General features: G+C 39.4%; 16 protein-coding genes, 1 rRNA gene and 1 riboswitch. Of the genes, 16 read left to right on the top strand and 1 reads right to left on the bottom strand.

Translation table 11 applies throughout. The features are described from left to right. Positions 1-38: 38 nt before the first annotated feature. The 15 genes from rrf to purD all read left to right on the top strand — a co-directional run bounded on the left by rrf (position 39) and on the right by purD (position 14,307). A 5S ribosomal RNA gene (gene rrf / locus LBYS11_RS20125) occupies positions 39-154 on the top strand. Positions 155-302: 148 nt separating this feature from the next. After that, positions 303-569, top strand: a complete 267-nt coding sequence (locus LBYS11_RS20120) for a hypothetical protein (protein WP_066038204.1) — start codon at positions 303-305, stop codon at positions 567-569. A gap of 140 nt (positions 570-709) precedes the next feature. Then, positions 710-904 carry an NETI motif-containing protein gene (locus tag LBYS11_RS20115; protein ID WP_036076850.1) on the top strand — a complete coding sequence of 65 codons (195 nt, stop codon included), beginning with the start codon at positions 710-712 and terminating at the stop codon, positions 902-904. A gap of 93 nt (positions 905-997) precedes the next feature. After that, positions 998-1,096, top strand: a riboswitch (purine riboswitch). Positions 1,097-1,304: 208 nt separating this feature from the next. Continuing rightward, complete coding sequence (purE, locus tag LBYS11_RS20110; RefSeq protein ID WP_004225751.1) at positions 1,305-1,793, top strand: 5-(carboxyamino)imidazole ribonucleotide mutase; 489 nt, start codon at positions 1,305-1,307, stop codon at positions 1,791-1,793. Beyond that, complete coding sequence (gene purK / locus LBYS11_RS20105) at positions 1,790-2,914, top strand: 5-(carboxyamino)imidazole ribonucleotide synthase (protein ID WP_004225748.1); 1,125 nt, start codon at positions 1,790-1,792, stop codon at positions 2,912-2,914. The genes purE and purK overlap by 4 nt, the downstream gene beginning before the upstream one ends. Before the next feature lie 13 nt (positions 2,915-2,927). Then, positions 2,928-4,223: an adenylosuccinate lyase gene (gene purB, locus LBYS11_RS20100; RefSeq protein ID WP_004225746.1), complete on the top strand. Its 1,296-nt coding sequence runs from the start codon at positions 2,928-2,930 to the stop codon at positions 4,221-4,223. A 128-nt stretch (positions 4,224-4,351) separates the two neighbouring features. Continuing rightward, the gene (gene purC / locus LBYS11_RS20095) at positions 4,352-5,062 is read left to right on the top strand and encodes a phosphoribosylaminoimidazolesuccinocarboxamide synthase (protein ID WP_048394896.1); all 711 of its coding nucleotides are present in this window, start codon (positions 4,352-4,354) and stop codon (positions 5,060-5,062) included. Positions 5,063-5,064: 2 nt separating this feature from the next. After that, entirely contained in the window at positions 5,065-5,313 is a 249-nt protein-coding gene (gene purS, locus LBYS11_RS20090; RefSeq protein WP_004225741.1) for a phosphoribosylformylglycinamidine synthase subunit PurS, read from the top strand. Positions 5,314-5,315: 2 nt separating this feature from the next. Continuing rightward, positions 5,316-5,999 (top strand): phosphoribosylformylglycinamidine synthase subunit PurQ, encoded by a 684-nt coding sequence (gene purQ / locus LBYS11_RS20085; protein ID WP_048394895.1) that lies wholly within the window; start codon positions 5,316-5,318, stop codon positions 5,997-5,999. Beyond that, the gene (purL, locus tag LBYS11_RS20080; RefSeq protein WP_048394894.1) at positions 5,986-8,220 is read left to right on the top strand and encodes a phosphoribosylformylglycinamidine synthase subunit PurL; all 2,235 of its coding nucleotides are present in this window, start codon (positions 5,986-5,988) and stop codon (positions 8,218-8,220) included. Before purQ ends, purL begins: the two co-directional genes overlap by 14 nt. Continuing rightward, the gene (gene purF / locus LBYS11_RS20075) at positions 8,196-9,620 is read left to right on the top strand and encodes an amidophosphoribosyltransferase (RefSeq protein ID WP_048394893.1); all 1,425 of its coding nucleotides are present in this window, start codon (positions 8,196-8,198) and stop codon (positions 9,618-9,620) included. Before purL ends, purF begins: the two co-directional genes overlap by 25 nt. 84 nt (positions 9,621-9,704) lie before the next feature. Continuing rightward, positions 9,705-10,760, top strand: a complete 1,056-nt coding sequence (gene purM, locus LBYS11_RS20070; protein WP_048394892.1) for a phosphoribosylformylglycinamidine cyclo-ligase — start codon at positions 9,705-9,707, stop codon at positions 10,758-10,760. Then, a complete protein-coding gene (gene purN / locus LBYS11_RS20065) occupies positions 10,760-11,329 on the top strand; it encodes a phosphoribosylglycinamide formyltransferase (protein WP_054548977.1) in 570 nt (189 codons plus the stop codon). Before purM ends, purN begins: the two co-directional genes overlap by 1 nt. A 113-nt stretch (positions 11,330-11,442) precedes the next feature. Then, positions 11,443-12,969, top strand: a complete 1,527-nt coding sequence (gene purH, locus LBYS11_RS20060) for a bifunctional phosphoribosylaminoimidazolecarboxamide formyltransferase/IMP cyclohydrolase (RefSeq protein ID WP_066038207.1) — start codon at positions 11,443-11,445, stop codon at positions 12,967-12,969. An 81-nt stretch (positions 12,970-13,050) separates the two neighbouring features. Next, positions 13,051-14,307: a phosphoribosylamine--glycine ligase gene (purD, locus tag LBYS11_RS20055; protein WP_066038208.1), complete on the top strand. Its 1,257-nt coding sequence runs from the start codon at positions 13,051-13,053 to the stop codon at positions 14,305-14,307. A 106-nt stretch (positions 14,308-14,413) separates the two neighbouring features. Here the strand turns inward: purD and LBYS11_RS20050 are convergent, their stop codons facing one another. Continuing rightward, positions 14,414-14,839, bottom strand: a complete 426-nt coding sequence (locus LBYS11_RS20050) for a YgaP-like transmembrane domain (RefSeq protein WP_053075731.1) — start codon at positions 14,837-14,839, stop codon at positions 14,414-14,416. Positions 14,840-15,039: 200 nt separating this feature from the next. Here LBYS11_RS20050 and LBYS11_RS20045 point away from each other — a divergent pair, with 200 nt between their 5' ends. Next, positions 15,040-16,761, top strand: coding sequence for an adenine deaminase C-terminal domain-containing protein (locus LBYS11_RS20045; protein ID WP_054548980.1), 1,722 nt, complete (start codon positions 15,040-15,042; stop codon positions 16,759-16,761). Positions 16,762-16,768: the final 7 nt, after the last annotated feature.

The following is a 16,768-nucleotide window of genomic DNA, read 5'->3' as shown; positions in this document are numbered from 1 at the left end:
CAGTTTTGAAAGAGCAAATCTTTCAATTAAATACAAAGTCTAGTGATGATGGCAAAGAGGTCACACCCGTTCCCATACCGAACACGGAAGTTAAGCTCTTTAGCGCCGATGGTAGTTGGGGGCTTCCCCCTGTGAGAGTAGGACGTCGCTAGGCAATTAAAAAGTCATGGATGTATTCCATGGCTTTTTTTATTTTGTGAACTATTCATAAAATGCTATAATATATTTAATATTTTCAAGTGGATTTAAAGGAAATTTCTTTCGCCTAGATACATTCTGGATTTAATAATGGAGGAATCAAAATGAGGCAGAACATTTTTTCTGCGATTTCGATCTCAAGTCTACTACTTATTTTCTTTATGTTTGGCTATGATTCAACCAAATGGTATGGAAACTTTTTTACATTTCTCTATCGTGTAAATATGTTTATGCCGTTTATTTTAGGTGGTTTAGGCATCACCAGTGCCCTATTTGGCATCAAAGGATATCGTATGGTTCTTGTTGTCCTTCATTTGTTCCTACTGCTATTATTTTTTTGTATCTATTTAAAGGCATTTTTTGTTCCATGAGCATTCATCAAAACTGCGGAGAGGAATTCTGCAGTTTTTTCTATTTATTTAAGTTCTTACATACTTCTGTAAGCAACAAAAGGTATAATGAATTACAAATTGGTTGTGAATGAATATGTACAATGGAAAGGAAGAAAAAGTTGGGAAAAAAGCAAATTTGGTATGAGGTACAGGAAAACGAGTCAATCGAGGATTGCTTGGCAAGAATGCGGAAAGATGGCTTTATGGTCATAGGACGAAAAGAAGAGCCACTTTTTCATATCGTAGATGGTGAGCCAGCTTATTTGCGCCAAAAAATTCAGTTTAAAGGTATACCTGCTCAAGATATCGAATGATTTTGACTAAAAACCGAACGTTTTTTTTCACCTAATAAAAAATGTTCGCATTTTTGGATTGACGATAAGACAATCCCTTGTTAAAATGTGAGAAGGAAAAACAAATAGATCCCACATATATGCTAGAGGATTGGCTCTAGTGTCTCTACCCGGCACCGTAAATGCTGGACTATGCGGGAAAGCACTTTTGGCGTAAGGTGAGAAGGTCTTTGTACAGCTATGTGCATGGAGACGATCTTGTCCGAATAATCCTCAAGTAAACTGCTTTCACGTGTACTGGTAGAGAGTAGTTTATTTGGGGATTTTCTTTGTAAATAAGAATTGCAGTAGCTATTCAAAATAGAGGCTAGCACAATAAATAATTGATCATTTTTCTATCGTTTAAAAGGAGCGACAATTTATGAATCCGAAAATCGGTGTCATTATGGGTAGTTCAAGTGACTGGGAAACAATGAAACATGCATGTGATATTTTAGATGAATTACAAGTACCGTACGAAAAGAAAGTTGTATCAGCACATCGTACACCTGATTTAATGTTTGAATATGCAGAGGCAGCTCGCGAGCGAGGAATACAAGTAATTATTGCTGGAGCAGGCGGTGCTGCACATTTACCAGGAATGGTGGCAGCTAAAACAACATTACCTGTCATCGGTGTACCAGTTCAATCCCGTGCACTTAATGGACTTGATTCACTATTATCCATCGTTCAAATGCCTGGTGGCGTACCTGTAGCTACTGTAGCGATTGGCAAAGCAGGAGCGACTAATGCAGGGTTACTTGCAGCTCAAATTTTGTCAACAACAGATGCGGAGCTTGCTAATAAATTAGATGCTAGACGTGAAGCAACAAAGCAGCAAGTATTAGAAAGTACAGGTGACTTAGTGTGACGAAAATTATTTATCCTGGACAAACGATAGGCATTATAGGCGGAGGGCAACTTGGTCGAATGATGGCACTTGCTGCAAAGGAGTCGGGTTTTAAAGTGGCTGTTCTTGAACCAGCAATGGACTCACCTTGTGGGCAGGTAGCAGATATTCGCATTGTAGCTCCATATGATGATGAAGCTGCTTTAGAAGAACTTGCAGAAGTAAGTGATATTATCACATATGAATTTGAAAATATTGATTATGAAGGCTTAAAGCGTTTATCACAAATGGCTTATGTTCCTCAAGGAGCAGAGTTGGTACGTATTACACAAAACCGTATAACAGAGAAAGAAGCTATTGTGAAAGCTGGTTGCCCAGTAGCACCATATATTGTTGCAAAAACTTATGAAGAATTAGTAGCCAATATTGATTCGATTGGTTATCCTTGTATAGTCAAAACAGCAAGAGGTGGTTATGATGGCAAGGGACAGCAGCTTTTAAAATCAACTGAAGATTTGCCTTTAGCGAAAGAATTATTCACGCATTCGCAATGTATTGCAGAAGGATTTGTTCCTTTCGTAAAGGAAGTATCGGTCATTGTTCAAAGAAATGGTCATGGTGAATCGTATTGTCAGCCAGTTGGAGAGAACATTCATGTTCATCATATTCTTCACGAGACAATAGTACCTGCTCGCATAACTGAAAGCACAGCTCAAGCTGCAGAACGAGAAGCTTTGAAAATTGCAGATTATTTACATTTAGTAGGAACGCTAGCGGTAGAAATGTTTGTATTAGAAGATGGTAGTATTGTTATCAATGAATTAGCACCAAGACCTCATAATTCTGGTCACTATTCAATTGAAGCATGTAATGTTTCACAATTCCATCAGCATATTCGTGCTGTTTGTGGATGGCCGTTACGTAAGCCACAACTATGGGCACCATCCATTATGGTCAATGTATTAGGGCAGCATGTCGTGCCACTTAGTAACTCAATTGCTAAATATCCTGAATGGTCCATACATCTTTATGGGAAAGCTGAAGCTAAGGTCAACCGTAAAATGGGCCATGTGACGATTATGACAAAAGACTTAGAAGCTACACTACAACAAATCGAGAGTTCTGGCATTTGGTCAGAATAGAAGGAGATACGCGATGATTGAACGTTACACAAGACCCGAAATGGGCGCAATTTGGACAGAACAAAATAAATACCAAGCTTGGCTAGAGGTTGAAATTTTAGCTTGTGAAGCATGGGCAGAGTTAGGAGATATCCCTAAAGAGGATGTTGCTAAAATTCGCGAAAATGCTTCATTTGATGTGAATCGTATATTAGAAATTGAACAAGAAACTCGTCATGACGTTGTAGCCTTTACTCGTGCTGTTTCTGAAACACTTGGAGAAGAGCGCAAATGGGTACATTATGGTTTAACTTCTACGGACGTAGTAGATACAGCACTTTCTTATTTAATCAAACAAGCAAATGATATTTTACGAAAAGATATAGTAAATTTCATTGATATTATTGCTACTAAGGCAAAAGAACATAAACATACAGTAATGATGGGACGCACACATGGTGTTCATGCTGAACCCACAACTTTCGGTTTGAAACTTGGTTTATGGTATGAGGAAATGAAGCGTAACCTTGAACGTTTTGAAGCAGCTGCCAAAGTAATTGAAACAGGAAAAATGTCTGGAGCTGTTGGAACATATGCCAATATCGATCCTCGTGTTGAGCAATATGTTTGCGATAAATTAGGCCTTGCAGCATCACCGATCTCCACACAAACTTTACAGCGTGATCGCCATGCTCAGTATTTAGGTGCATTAGCTTTAATCGCTACTTCAATTGAAAAATTCGCAACAGAAATTCGAGGACTACAGAAATCTGAAACACGTGAAGTGGAGGAAGCTTTTGCAAAAGGACAAAAAGGATCATCTGCAATGCCACATAAACGTAATCCAATCGGTTCTGAAAACATGGTTGGTATGTCTCGTTTAATGCGAGGTTATATGGTGACTGCTTATGAAAATGTAGCTTTATGGCATGAGCGTGATATTTCACATTCATCTGCAGAGCGTGTTATTTTACCGGATGCAACAATTACTCTTAACTATATGCTAAATCGCTTCGGTAATATTGTGAAAAACTTAACAGTATTCCCTGAGAACATGAAACGTAATATGGATCGTACATTTGGTCTTATTTATTCTCAACGCATCTTACTAGCATTGATTGATAAAGGACTAGTACGTGAAGAAGCTTATGATACAGTACAACCTTTAGCAATGCAGGCTTGGGACGAGCAAGTTCAGTTCCGTACATTAGTCGATGCAAGTGAAAAAATCACATCTTATTTAACAAAAGAAGAGTTGGATGATTGTTTTGATTACAACTACCACTTACAGCATGTTGATATGATTTTTGAACGACTAGGACTTAACTAATATTTATTTAGCCATCTAATAATAAATGTTAGAGCCACCAGTAAAAGTTTCAGAGTTGAATCGTAGAGATACGGTTCAATTCTGAACATTATTACAAGCGTATCTCATAATATCAGGGGGAAAACGAAATGACTAAAGGTCAACTTTTGTATGAAGGTAAAGCAAAAAAATTGTTCACAACAGAGGAGCCAAATGTGCTACTTGTTGAGTACAAGGATAGTGCAACAGCATTCAATGGTGAAAAGAAAGAGGAAATTGAAGGTAAGGGCATTTTAAATAATCGCATTACTTCATTAATTTTCGAAAAATTACAAGCTAACGGAATTGCGTCACATTTCGTAAAACGATTATCCGATACACAACAACTTGTAAAAAAAGTAGAAATTATTCCGATTGAGGTAGTTGTTCGTAATATTGCTGCTGGAAGTTTAGCAAAGCGTCTAGGTCTTGAAGAAGGGACACCTTTAAAACGACCAATCGTTGAATTTTATTATAAAGACGATGATTTAGGCGACCCACTTATTACGACAGAACATATTGATGTTCTTGAACTTGCCACACCAACTGAAGTAACAGCTATTTATGATGGAGCATTAGCCGTTAACAAAGTGCTACAACCGATCTTTGCAGATGTCAATGTGACATTGATTGATTTTAAATTAGAATTCGGCCGTGATATGGATGGTCATGTATTATTGGCAGATGAAATTTCACCAGATACATGCCGACTTTGGGATGCAACAACGAAGCAAAAGTTAGACAAAGATGTTTTTCGTCGTGACCTTGGTAATTTAACTGAAGTTTATACTATTATACTTTCTAGACTCGGAGGCAAATAACAATGAAAAAAGTAAAAATCTATGTAACATTACGTGAGAGTATTCTTGATCCTCAAGGCTCTGCAGTACAAGGTTCTTTAGCTAAGATGGGCTACGGTGAAGTAGAAGATTTACGTATCGGTAAATATCTTGAACTATCAATTAAAGATTCAGAACGTGACATTGATACTCTAGTAAAAGAAATGTGTGAAAAGGTTTTAACGAACGTTGTAATTGAAGACTACCGTTACGAAGTCGAGGAGGCTATTTAATCATGAAATTCGCAGTACTCGTATTCCCTGGGTCAAACTGTGACATCGATATGTATCATGCGATTAAAGACGAGCTAGGTGAAGAAGTAGAATATGTATGGCATACAGCAACAGATCTAAGTGGTTTTGATGGTGTATTAGTACCTGGAGGATTCTCCTATGGGGATTATCTTCGTTGTGGTGCAATGGCTAATCAATCTAACATTATGACAGAAGTTAAGAAGGCAGCAGATGCTGGTAAACCTGTATTAGGTGTATGTAATGGCTTCCAAATCCTAACGGAAGCAGGTTTATTGCCAGGAGCTTTATTGCGCAATAAAAACTTAAAATTTATGTGCCGTACAGTGCAGCTTAAAGTTGAAAACAACAATACATTATTCACAAATCAATATGAGCAAGGTCAAATCATCAATATTCCAATCGCACATGGTGAAGGTAACTACTACTGTGACGAGGAAACTTTACAATCACTAAAAGATAATAATCAAATCGTATTCACATACTCAGGTGACAATCCAAACGGTTCTTTAGAAGATATCGCAGGGATTATAAACGAGCGCGGCAATGTATTAGGGATGATGCCACACCCAGAGCGAGCTGTTGATGCACTGGTGGGCGGCGCAGACGGTCTAGCAGTATTTAAATCAATCGTGAAGCAGTGGAGGGAAAATCATGTCAACAACTAAGTTTGAGCCAACAGCACAGCAGATTAAAGATGAGAAGCTATACGCTGGAATGGGGATGTCAGACGAAGAATTTGCAATGGTAGAAGGTATTTTAGGACGTCTACCTAACTGGACAGAGACAGGTCTTTTCTCAGTAATGTGGTCTGAACACTGCTCGTACAAAAATTCAAAGCCAGTACTACGTAAATTCCCTACTAAAGGTCCACAGGTATTACAAGGACCAGGTGAAGGTGCAGGTATTGTTGATATTGGTGACGAACAAGCAGTAGTGTTTAAAATGGAATCGCATAACCATCCGTCTGCAATTGAACCTTATCAAGGGGCTGCAACGGGTGTCGGTGGTATTATCCGTGACGTTTTCTCAATGGGTGCACGTCCAATCGCTATGTTAAACTCATTACGCTTTGGTGAATTAAAGTCAGCACGTGGTAAATATCTATTTGAAGAAGTAGTAGCGGGAATCGCAGGATATGGTAACTGTATCGGAATCCCAACAGTAGGTGGCGAAATTCAATTTGATCCTTGCTATGAAGGTAATCCTCTAGTGAATGCTATGTGTGTCGGTTTAATTGATCATAAAGATATTCAACGAGGCATTGCTGCTGGTGTAGGTAATACAGTGATGTATGTTGGAGCGAAAACAGGCCGTGATGGTATTCATGGTGCAACATTCGCCTCTGAGGAATTAACTGAGGAATCAGAAAACCAACGTCCAGCAGTACAAGTTGGAGATCCATTTATGGAGAAGCTTTTACTTGAAGCTTGTTTAGAGGTTGTAAAATCGGATGCTCTAGTTGGTATTCAAGATATGGGTGCAGCTGGTCTTACTTCTTCTTCAGCAGAAATGGCTTCAAAGGCTGGTTCTGGTGTAGAAATGAACTTAGACTTAGTGCCTCAGCGTGAAACAGGAATGTCAGCGTATGAAATGATGTTGTCTGAGTCTCAAGAACGTATGCTTTTAGTTGTGAAAAAAGGTCGCGAAGATGAAATTAAAGCGATTTTCGATAAATACGATTTAGATGCAGTAGCGATTGGTCGCGTTACAGATGATAAAATGCTTCGCCTGCTACACAAAGGACAAGTAGTTGCAGAGGTACCTGCAGACGCATTAGCAGAAGATGCACCTGTTTATCATAAACCATCTGCAGAACCTGCATACTATGCTCAGTTCCAAGCAATCGAAAACACTGAACCTGCTGTGACTGATTACAAAGAAACACTCATTGCTTTATTAAAAGCACCGACAATTGCTTCTAAAGAATGGGTATACGATCAATATGATTATCAGGTACGTACATCAACAGTTGTTAAACCAGGATCTGACGCTGCTGTTATTCGAGTACGTGGCACAAATAAAGGGTTGGCAATGACAACAGACTGTAACTCACGTTATATCTATTTAGATCCAGAAGTGGGTGGTGCTATCGCAGTAGCCGAAGCAGCTCGTAATATCGTGGCAACTGGTGGCACGCCACTTGCGATTACAGACTGCTTAAACTTCGGTAATCCAGAGAAACCAGAAATCTTCTGGCAAATTGAAAAATCTGCAGATGGTATTTCGGCAGCTTGTACGGCATTAAATGCTCCAGTAATCGGAGGTAACGTTTCTCTTTATAATGAGCGTTCAGGCGAAGCGGTGTATCCAACGCCAACAATTGGTATGGTTGGTCTTATTGAAGACTTAGCACATGTAACGACACAGGATGTAAAGGCAGCAGGAGATCTTGTCTTTGTTATTGGTGAGACAAAAACAGAGTTTGGCGGTTCAGAGCTTCAAAAACTTTTAAATAATGGTGTTATTTCAGGGAAAGCGCCAGCTATTGATTTAGAGGTTGAAGCGACACGTCAGCAAGCTTTATTAAAGGCGATTAAAGCAGGCCTTGTTCAATCTGCGCATGATGTAGCAGAGGGAGGTCTAGCTGTGGCGATTGCTGAAACAACATTTGGCGCTAACGGTCTTGGTGTGGATGTAACATTAACAGGCTCTGCAACAACTGCGCTATTCAGTGAGAGTCAATCTCGTTTTGTTGTTACAGTTAAAGAAGAAAATGCTGCAGCATTTGTAGAAATCATGAAAGATGCTCAAAAAATTGGTGTCGTAACAAACGATGCACTTGTGAAAATCAACGGGGACAAAGGTGTGCTTGTAGAAGGTACAGTGGAGGAATTCCGTTCTAATTGGAAAGGAGCAATCCCATGCTTGCTGAACTCAGAGGCTTAAACGAAGAATGTGGGGTGTTTGGTATTTGGGGTAACCCAAGTCCAGCGCACCTTAGCTATTACGGGCTTCATGCTCTTCAACACCGTGGACAAGAAGGCGCTGGAATTGTCGTTTCAGACGGACAGCATCTTCGCGCGGTGAAAGGCGAAGGACTAGTTAATGATGTTTTCAACGAAGATAAATTAAAAGCAGTGAACGGCAAAGCAGCTATTGCGCATGTTCGTTATACGACTGCTGGTGGTGGCGGTATTGAAAATGTACAGCCATTATTATTCCACTCCTCAACTGGTAGCCTTTCAATTGCCCATAACGGTAACTTAGTCAATGCGACACATTTAAAGCAATATCTAGAGCGACAAGGTAGCATTTTCCACTCTAGCTCTGATACAGAAGTGTTGGCGCATCTTATTAAGAAAAGTTCGCATTCACCATTCCGTGCGAAGGTGAAAAATGCCCTATCTCTTTTAAAGGGTGCCTATTCTTTCTTAATTATGACAAAGGATGAAATGCTTGTTGCACGTGATCCACATGGTTTACGTCCATTATCTCTTGGAAAGCTAGGAGATGGCTGGGTGGTAGCTTCTGAAACTTGTGCATTCGATTTAATTGGTGCAGAATTCGTTCGTTCGGTAGAACCAGGTGAATTAATCATTATTAATGATGAGGGCGTAAAATCAGATCGTTTTGCTGATATGGATAAACGTTCGATGTGTGCGATGGAATATGTTTATTTAGCACGTCCTGATTCGGATATTGATGGTATTAACGTTCATATGGCACGAAAACGTATGGGTAAACAGCTTGCTCGTGAGTGTGCGCATATTGAAGCAGATGTTGTAACAGGTGTTCCTGATTCAAGTATTTCCGCAGCGATTGGTTTTGCAGAAGAAAGTGGAATCCCTTATGAATTAGGTCTTATTAAAAACCGTTATGTTGGTCGTACGTTTATTCAGCCGACACAGGAGCTACGTGAACGTGGTGTGAAAATGAAACTTTCACCTGTTGTTCAAGTCGTAAAAGGAAAAAAAGTAGTAATGGTTGATGATTCTATCGTTCGTGGTACAACATCTCGTCGCATTGTCAAAATGCTAAAAGATGCTGGCGCAGCGGAAGTTCATGTTGTGATTTCATCACCGCCGATGACAAACCCTTGTTATTATGGCATTGATACATCAACGCATGAAGAACTAATTGCTTCTAGTCATAATGTAGATGAAATTCGTGAAGCAATTGGTGCAGACTCTCTGACATTCCTTTCTGTTGAGGGGATGGTAGAAACAATTGCACGACCATACGAAGATGAAAACCGAGGACTTTGTCTTGCATGCTTTACAGGCAAATATCCAACAGAGATTTTCCCGGATACGATTTTGCCACATGAAAAAGAATTATTACGTTAAGAACAACATCGCAACAAATTAGTGTCTTACAGTCATTTCTATCTAGGAAACTTAGGCGACTTGGATGATAAGGAGGAACTCTGCGTGTCAAAGGCATATGAACAAGCAGGTGTAAATATTGAAGCGGGCTATGAAGCCGTAAAACGAATGAAGTCTCATGTTGAACGTACGAACCGTCTAGGTGTAATGGGGACATTTGGTGGTTTTGGTGGCATGTTTGACTTGTCAGAACTGAATCTTAAAGAACCTGTTCTTATTTCGGGGACAGATGGTGTTGGAACAAAGCTAAAGCTAGCCTTCATGGTAGACAAGCACGATACAATCGGTGTGGACTGTGTAGCAATGTGTGTAAATGATATTGTTGCTCAAGGAGCAGAACCGCTGTACTTTTTAGATTACGTAGCTCTTGGAAAAGCAGAGCCTGCAAAAATCGAACAAATTGTCAAAGGTGTTGCAGATGGCTGTGTGCAATCAGGTGCGGCTCTAATAGGTGGAGAAACTGCGGAAATGCCTGGTCTTTATGAAGAAGATGAATATGATCTAGCTGGCTTTGCAGTAGGTGCGTGTGAAAAGTCTGCTATCGTGACAGGTGAAGAAATCGTAGAAGGCGATGTACTTATTGGAATTGCATCAAGTGGTGTACATTCAAACGGTTATTCTTTAGTGCGTAAAATTGTCTTTGCAGATCATCAATATGCTGTGGATGCTATTGTAGAAGGCTATGAAGATCTAGGCCCAATCGGTGAGGCGCTTCTAGTGCCAACAAAGCTATATGCTAAACCTGTGCTAGCAGCTTTAAAGGCAGCAGATGTACATGGCTGTGCACATGTTACAGGTGGCGGTTTCTATGAAAATCTACCACGCATGATGCCAGAGGGACTAGCAACGGAAATCGACTTAGGTTCTTGGCCTGTATTACGTATCTTTGAATTCCTAAAAGAGAAAGGTCAGCTAGAAGATAAAGATTTATATAATGTGTTTAACATGGGTATTGGCTTTGTAATAGCTGTGCCAGAAACTGAAGCTGATAAAGTAATCGCTGCAGTTGAAGCAAATGGTGAAAAGGCTTATACAATCGGACGTGTTATTAAAGGTGACGGAGTAGTATTTAATGGCTCACATGATGGGAGTTTAGTGTAATGACTGCACCAACAAAAATAGCCGTGTTCGCGTCAGGTAGCGGTAGCAATTTTCAAGCCATTCAAGAGGCCATTGAACGTGGTGAACTCCATGCAAAGGTCGCACTAGTGGTCACAGATAAGCCTGGAGCATTTGTAGTAACACGTGCTGAAAACTTTGGGATTCCAGTGTTAGCATTGAATCCAAAAGAGTTTGTCTCGAAGTCAGCATATGAGACAGCTATTATCGAAGCTTTACATGAGTGCGATGTGAAATGGATTGTGCTTGCTGGGTATATGCGTTTAATCAGTGACGTATTATTAGCAGCCTTTCCACAGCGAATTGTTAATATTCACCCGTCCCTATTGCCTGCCTTTCCTGGAAAGGACGCTATTGGACAAGCCATTAATCATGGTGTGAAAATAACAGGTGTAACAGTGCATTTTGTTGATGAAGGAATGGATACTGGACCAATTATCGCTCAGGCAGCGGTACCTGTCATTGAAGGAAATCGCGAGGCAACAGAAGTTGAAATTCACAAACAAGAGCATTTATTATATACAAAGGCATTACAGCAATTATTACAGTAACTGAAGAGGGAGTTAGGTCGAGAATCCTACTCAACAAGTAAGACCTAACTCTATTAATCTATTGAAGCAAGTCAGTTCGTGGACAGCACGATAAAAATTAGGAGGATATTGTTGTGACAAAACGTGCATTAATCAGTGTTTCCAATAAAGATGGTATTTTAGAATTTGCAAAGGAATTAGTAGCATTAGGTTATGAAATTTTATCAACTGGCGGTACAAAAAAAATGTTACAGGATAATGCGGTAGCTGTAACAGCAGTAGATGAAGTAACGAAGTTTCCTGAAATTTTAGATGGTCGTGTGAAAACTTTAAATCCAATGATTCACGGTGGTCTATTAGGAAAGTTTGATGATGTCTCTCATCAAGCACAGATGAATGAGCATGGAATTGAACCAATTGAAATTGTTTGTGTGAATCTCTATCCGTTTGTTGAAACAATTTCAAAGCCTAATGTAACTTGGGATGATGCAATTGAAAACATTGATATCGGTGGTCCAACTATGTTACGTTCTGCTGCAAAAAACCATCAATATGTAACAGTAATCGTGGACAGCAATGACTATGCAACAGTATTAGAGGAACTTAAAGCAGACGGTGCCACAACAATTGAAACACGTCGTAAACTAGCTGCGAAAGTTTTCCGTCACACAGCCGCTTATGATTCTTATATTTCGAACTACCTGACTGAAGAAGAGTTCCCAGAGAGCTTAACGATGACATATGAATTAAAGCAAAATTTACGCTATGGCGAAAACCCTCACCAAAAAGCGGCCTTCTACCAAAAGCGTCTTGGCTCTGACTTTTCATTAGCTTATGCTACACAATTACATGGTAAAGAGTTATCCTACAATAATATTCAAGATGGTAATGCAGCATTGCAAATTGTAAAAGAATTTGAAATGCCAGCTGCTGTAGCGGTGAAACATATGAATCCATGTGGTGTTGGCACTGGTGTCACGTTAGAGGCAGCATTCGATAAAGCATATGAAGCAGATCCAACATCTATTTTTGGCGGTATTATCGCATTAAATATGGAAGTGGATGCAGCAACTGCTGAGAAGCTAAGTCATATTTTCCTCGAAATTATTATTGCACCTGCTTTTTCACAAGAAGCATTGGATATTTTAACGAAAAAGAAAAATATCCGCTTACTAACAATTCCTTTCGAGCAAGCGAAACAAGATTCATTCAATGTAGTATCAGTTGAGGGTGGCCTTCTTGTACAGGAGCCAGATCGTTATGGCTTTGGCAATGCGGATATTAAAGTGGTGACAGATCGTGAACCAACAGAGCAAGAATGGGAAGCATTGCAACTTGGTTGGTCTGTTGTCAAACATGTGAAATCCAATGCGATTGTTGTAACAGATTCTCAAATGACACTTGGGGTTGGTGCAGGGCAAATGAATCGTGTAGGTGCAGCTAAAATTGCCTTTGAACAAGCTGGAGAAAAAGCGAAAGGTGCTGCATTAGCATCAGATGCATTTTTCCCAATGAGCGATACTGTGGAGGCGGCGGCAGCTGCAGGAATTACAGCAATTATTCAACCAGGTGGTTCCATTAAAGATCAAGATTCCATTGATAAAGCAAATGAATACGGCATTGCGATGGTATTCACAGGCGTACGTCATTTTAAACATTAATTGTGAAATTATATAGAAATCTAAACAGACCGAGATGTTGGTTCATCTCGGTTTTACTTACAAAGAGGAGGATTCTCTAAAATGAATGTATTAGTAATCGGAAGCGGTGGCCGTGAGCATGCAATCGCTAAACAATTTAGCATCTCTCCATCAGTGAACAACGTATTCGTAGCGCCAGGAAATGATGGGATGCGAGGCGAAGTAGAAGTTGTTGCTATTGATACAATGGATTTCGCAGGTCTCGCTCAATTTGCCAAGGAAAATGATATTGCATTAACATTTGTTGGCCCAGAACAGCCGCTTGCTGAAGGCATTGTCGATTTCTTTACAGCTAGAGGTTTACGTATTTTTGGTCCTACAAAAGTTGCTGCTCAAATAGAAAGCAGTAAATCCTATGCGAAAGAAATTATGAATAAATACAATATTCCTACAGCAGCACATGAAACATTTACTGAAGCAGAAAAAGCAATAGCGTATATTAAAGAACAAGGGGCGCCTATTGTCATTAAGGCTGATGGTTTAGCGGCTGGTAAGGGCGTCGTTGTGGCAATGACAGAGGAAGAAGCGATTGAAGCTGTAGAGGATATGATTGGAAACCAACGTTTTGGTGAATCCTCTTCACGTGTTGTCGTTGAGGAATTTTTAGACGGTGAAGAATTCTCTTTTATGTCTTTTGTGCACAAAGGACAAATTTATCCGATGGTTATTGCACAAGATCATAAACGAGCTTATGACGGTGATAAAGGACCAAACACAGGAGGTATGGGTGCTTATTCACCAGTACCACAAATCCCACAAGAGGTAATAGATATTGCATTTCAAACTATTGTAGAACCAACTGTTAAAGGGATGGAGGCAGATGGTGCTTCCTTTACAGGTATTTTATACGCAGGGTTAATTTTAACAAAGAAAGGTCCTCAGGTCATAGAGTTTAATGCTCGTTTTGGTGATCCTGAAACGCAAGTTGTATTGCCACGTATGGTTTCAGATTTTGGTGCATTTATGATGGCGTTAATGGATGAACAGCCTTTTGATTTACAATGGTCAGAAGAAGCAATGCTTGGTGTAGTCATTGCAGCAGAGGGTTACCCAGGAGACGTTGAAAAAGGTAAGGTATTACCGAATTTAGAGGCAATTTCGACATCACATGCAGTTTTCCATGCAGGTACAAAATTAGTAGACGGTCAATTCGTTGGTAATGGAGGACGTGTACTGTTAGTTGGTGCAAAAGCAGCTACTTTACAAGAAGCACAGGAAAAGGTTTATGAAGGTATTGCAACGGAAACATGGGATCACTTTTTCTTCCGTAAAGATATTGGCTGGCGTACGTTTAAGTAATTATTATTTTCACTAAATATTTTTTATCGTCTTTTGAAACCTCTTGTTGTTTCAAAACGTAAGAGGTAAGAGCCGTCTCAATAATAGATTGGGACGGCTCCTTTGACTAAGAAGGATTCTGAGCTTTATTCGTTGAAGAATCGCTACTATTTGAGGAATTTTGAGTTGAAGTGCTGGTGTTAGATTGTTTTGAAGCAGTAGCTTGTGAACCTGAAGAATTACCAGCTATAGCAGAGGAAAAATCCTTCATGAGCTTATCGATTTGTTCAGTAGACATAGAATTTTGCCCGCTGAACATACTTTGCATAGAGGTGTTCATGGCATTCTGCATATTGGAGCTTAAAACTGCTTTCGTTGGACAATATTTAAAAAGTCCCTCAGCCATTTTCATGGCACCTAATGCAATCATTAATCGACCTTTTGTACAATTAGGATTTCTAGAAACTTTAGCGATACCAAATGCGGTTAAACTTGTCCCCATGGCAAAACGACAAAATGCATTCTTTTCGCTTAAATTTGCTTGCTGCATCATCATTACTTCCTCCTTTAGTCATTGTGGAAAAAATAAGCGAGGTGCACTTTGCTTTATGAAAGTGCTGTGTTACGATTGAAACAAGATGATTGCATAAAGCATAATTTTTATGAAAATATGCGATTATGCAGTAGTAGTATGTGATTTCAAGTTGGATTTACACAATGAAAAATTACGTAATTTAGGAAGGAGCGAATAGCATGGATCCAGTATGGAAAATAACAAAAATACGTCAACAATTAGCAGTAATCGATGGGAAAAAGGCACCAGATATCGTGCTGAAGAATGCACGTTATTTGCATAGTATGTTAAAGCAATTCATAGTAGGGAACATTTGGATTTTGGGAGATCGCATTGTCTATGCTGGTGACAGAATGCCTCCTTTATTAGAAGGAACAGAAGTGGTGGATTGTACAGGAAAAACAATCGTACCTGGCTATATTGAGCCACATGTACACCCATTCCAGCTTTATCATCCACAGTCATTTGCAGATTTTTGTGGTCAGCTTGGGACAACAACTTTTATTTCGGATAATTTAAGCTTTGTTTTAAATTTAGAAAATAAGAAAGCGTTTTCAATTTTAGAGAGTTTGAAAAAGCTACCTTTTTCTTTTTATTGGTGGACTCGCTTTGACTCACAAACTGAATTGGAGCAAGAAGAAGAGGTTTTCTCTAATACTTCTATATTAGAGTGGTTAGAGCGAAGTGATGTCTTACTTGGTGGAGAGTTGACAGGCTGGCCTAAGCTGTTGCATGGCGACGATCAAATGCTTTATCGTATGCAAATGGCTAAGGGACTGGGAAAAAAAATTGAAGGTCATTTCCCTGGAGCTTCAGAAAGAACATTGGCACGAATGAAACTGCTTGGTGCTGATGGTGATCATGAGGCAATGACAGTAGAAGAGGTAGAGCGTCGTATTATGCAGGGCTATGCTGTAACTTTACGTCATTCTTCCATACGACCAGATTTACCACATCTACTAAAAGGAATAGTAGAAAAAGAGCTTCCAATCTTTGATCATTTAATGATGACAACAGACGGTTCAACTCCTTCATTCCATGAGGATGGTGTGATGGATAAATGCATTCAAGTAGCTTTAGATGCAGGGGTATCTCCTATTGATGCTTATCAAATGGCTTCCTATAATGTAGCACGTTATTATAACATGTCTAATTTACATGGTTTTATCGCAACAGGGCGTTTTGCTTCACTCAATATTTTACAAGATGAATATCATCCTGTTCCAGAAAGTGTTTTATCAAAGGGTGTCTGGTTGAAGCGTAATGGGGATCGTGTGCATAGAATGGCGACAATTGATTATTCTGCCATCCCAGCTTTAGATTTAGATTTCTCATTAGATTCACAGGATTTCCAGTTTTCTATGCCGTTTGGGATTCAATTAGTTAATGATGTGATTACAAAGCCTTATAATTCTTTAATTACGAAAGAAGGGCCATTGGCAAATCATGATGAGTGTTATTTAATGCTCATTAACCGAAAAGGCAACTGGCATGTAAATACAATGATTAAAGGATTTGCAACAGATGTCCAAGGCTTTGCATCCTCTTATTCCAACACGGGTGACATATTGTTAATTGGAAAAAATAAAGACGATATGATTAAAGCCTTCGAAGAAATGAAGGCAATGAATGGTGGTATTGTTCTCGTCGAAAAAGGAGAAGTTATAGCGGATATACCATTAACAATTGGTGGACTTTTATATGATGGAGATGTATTCACTTTAACAGAGAAAGAAAAGGCTTTAAAACAAGCTTTAGCAGATAGAGGCTATCAATTAGGAGATGCCATTTATACATTATTATTTTTACAATCTACTCATTTACCATATATTCGTATAACACCACAAGGAATTTTCGATGTGATGAAGAATAAGTTATTATTACCTGCTGTTATGCGCTAATTCATGA

This window comes from Lysinibacillus sp. YS11, from assembly GCF_002896375.1.
In the GTDB taxonomy this organism is placed as follows: domain Bacteria; phylum Bacillota; class Bacilli; order Bacillales_A; family Planococcaceae; genus Lysinibacillus; species Lysinibacillus capsici.
Note: the sequence above shows the minus strand (reverse complement) of the source record. Positions and strands in the feature narration are given on the sequence as shown.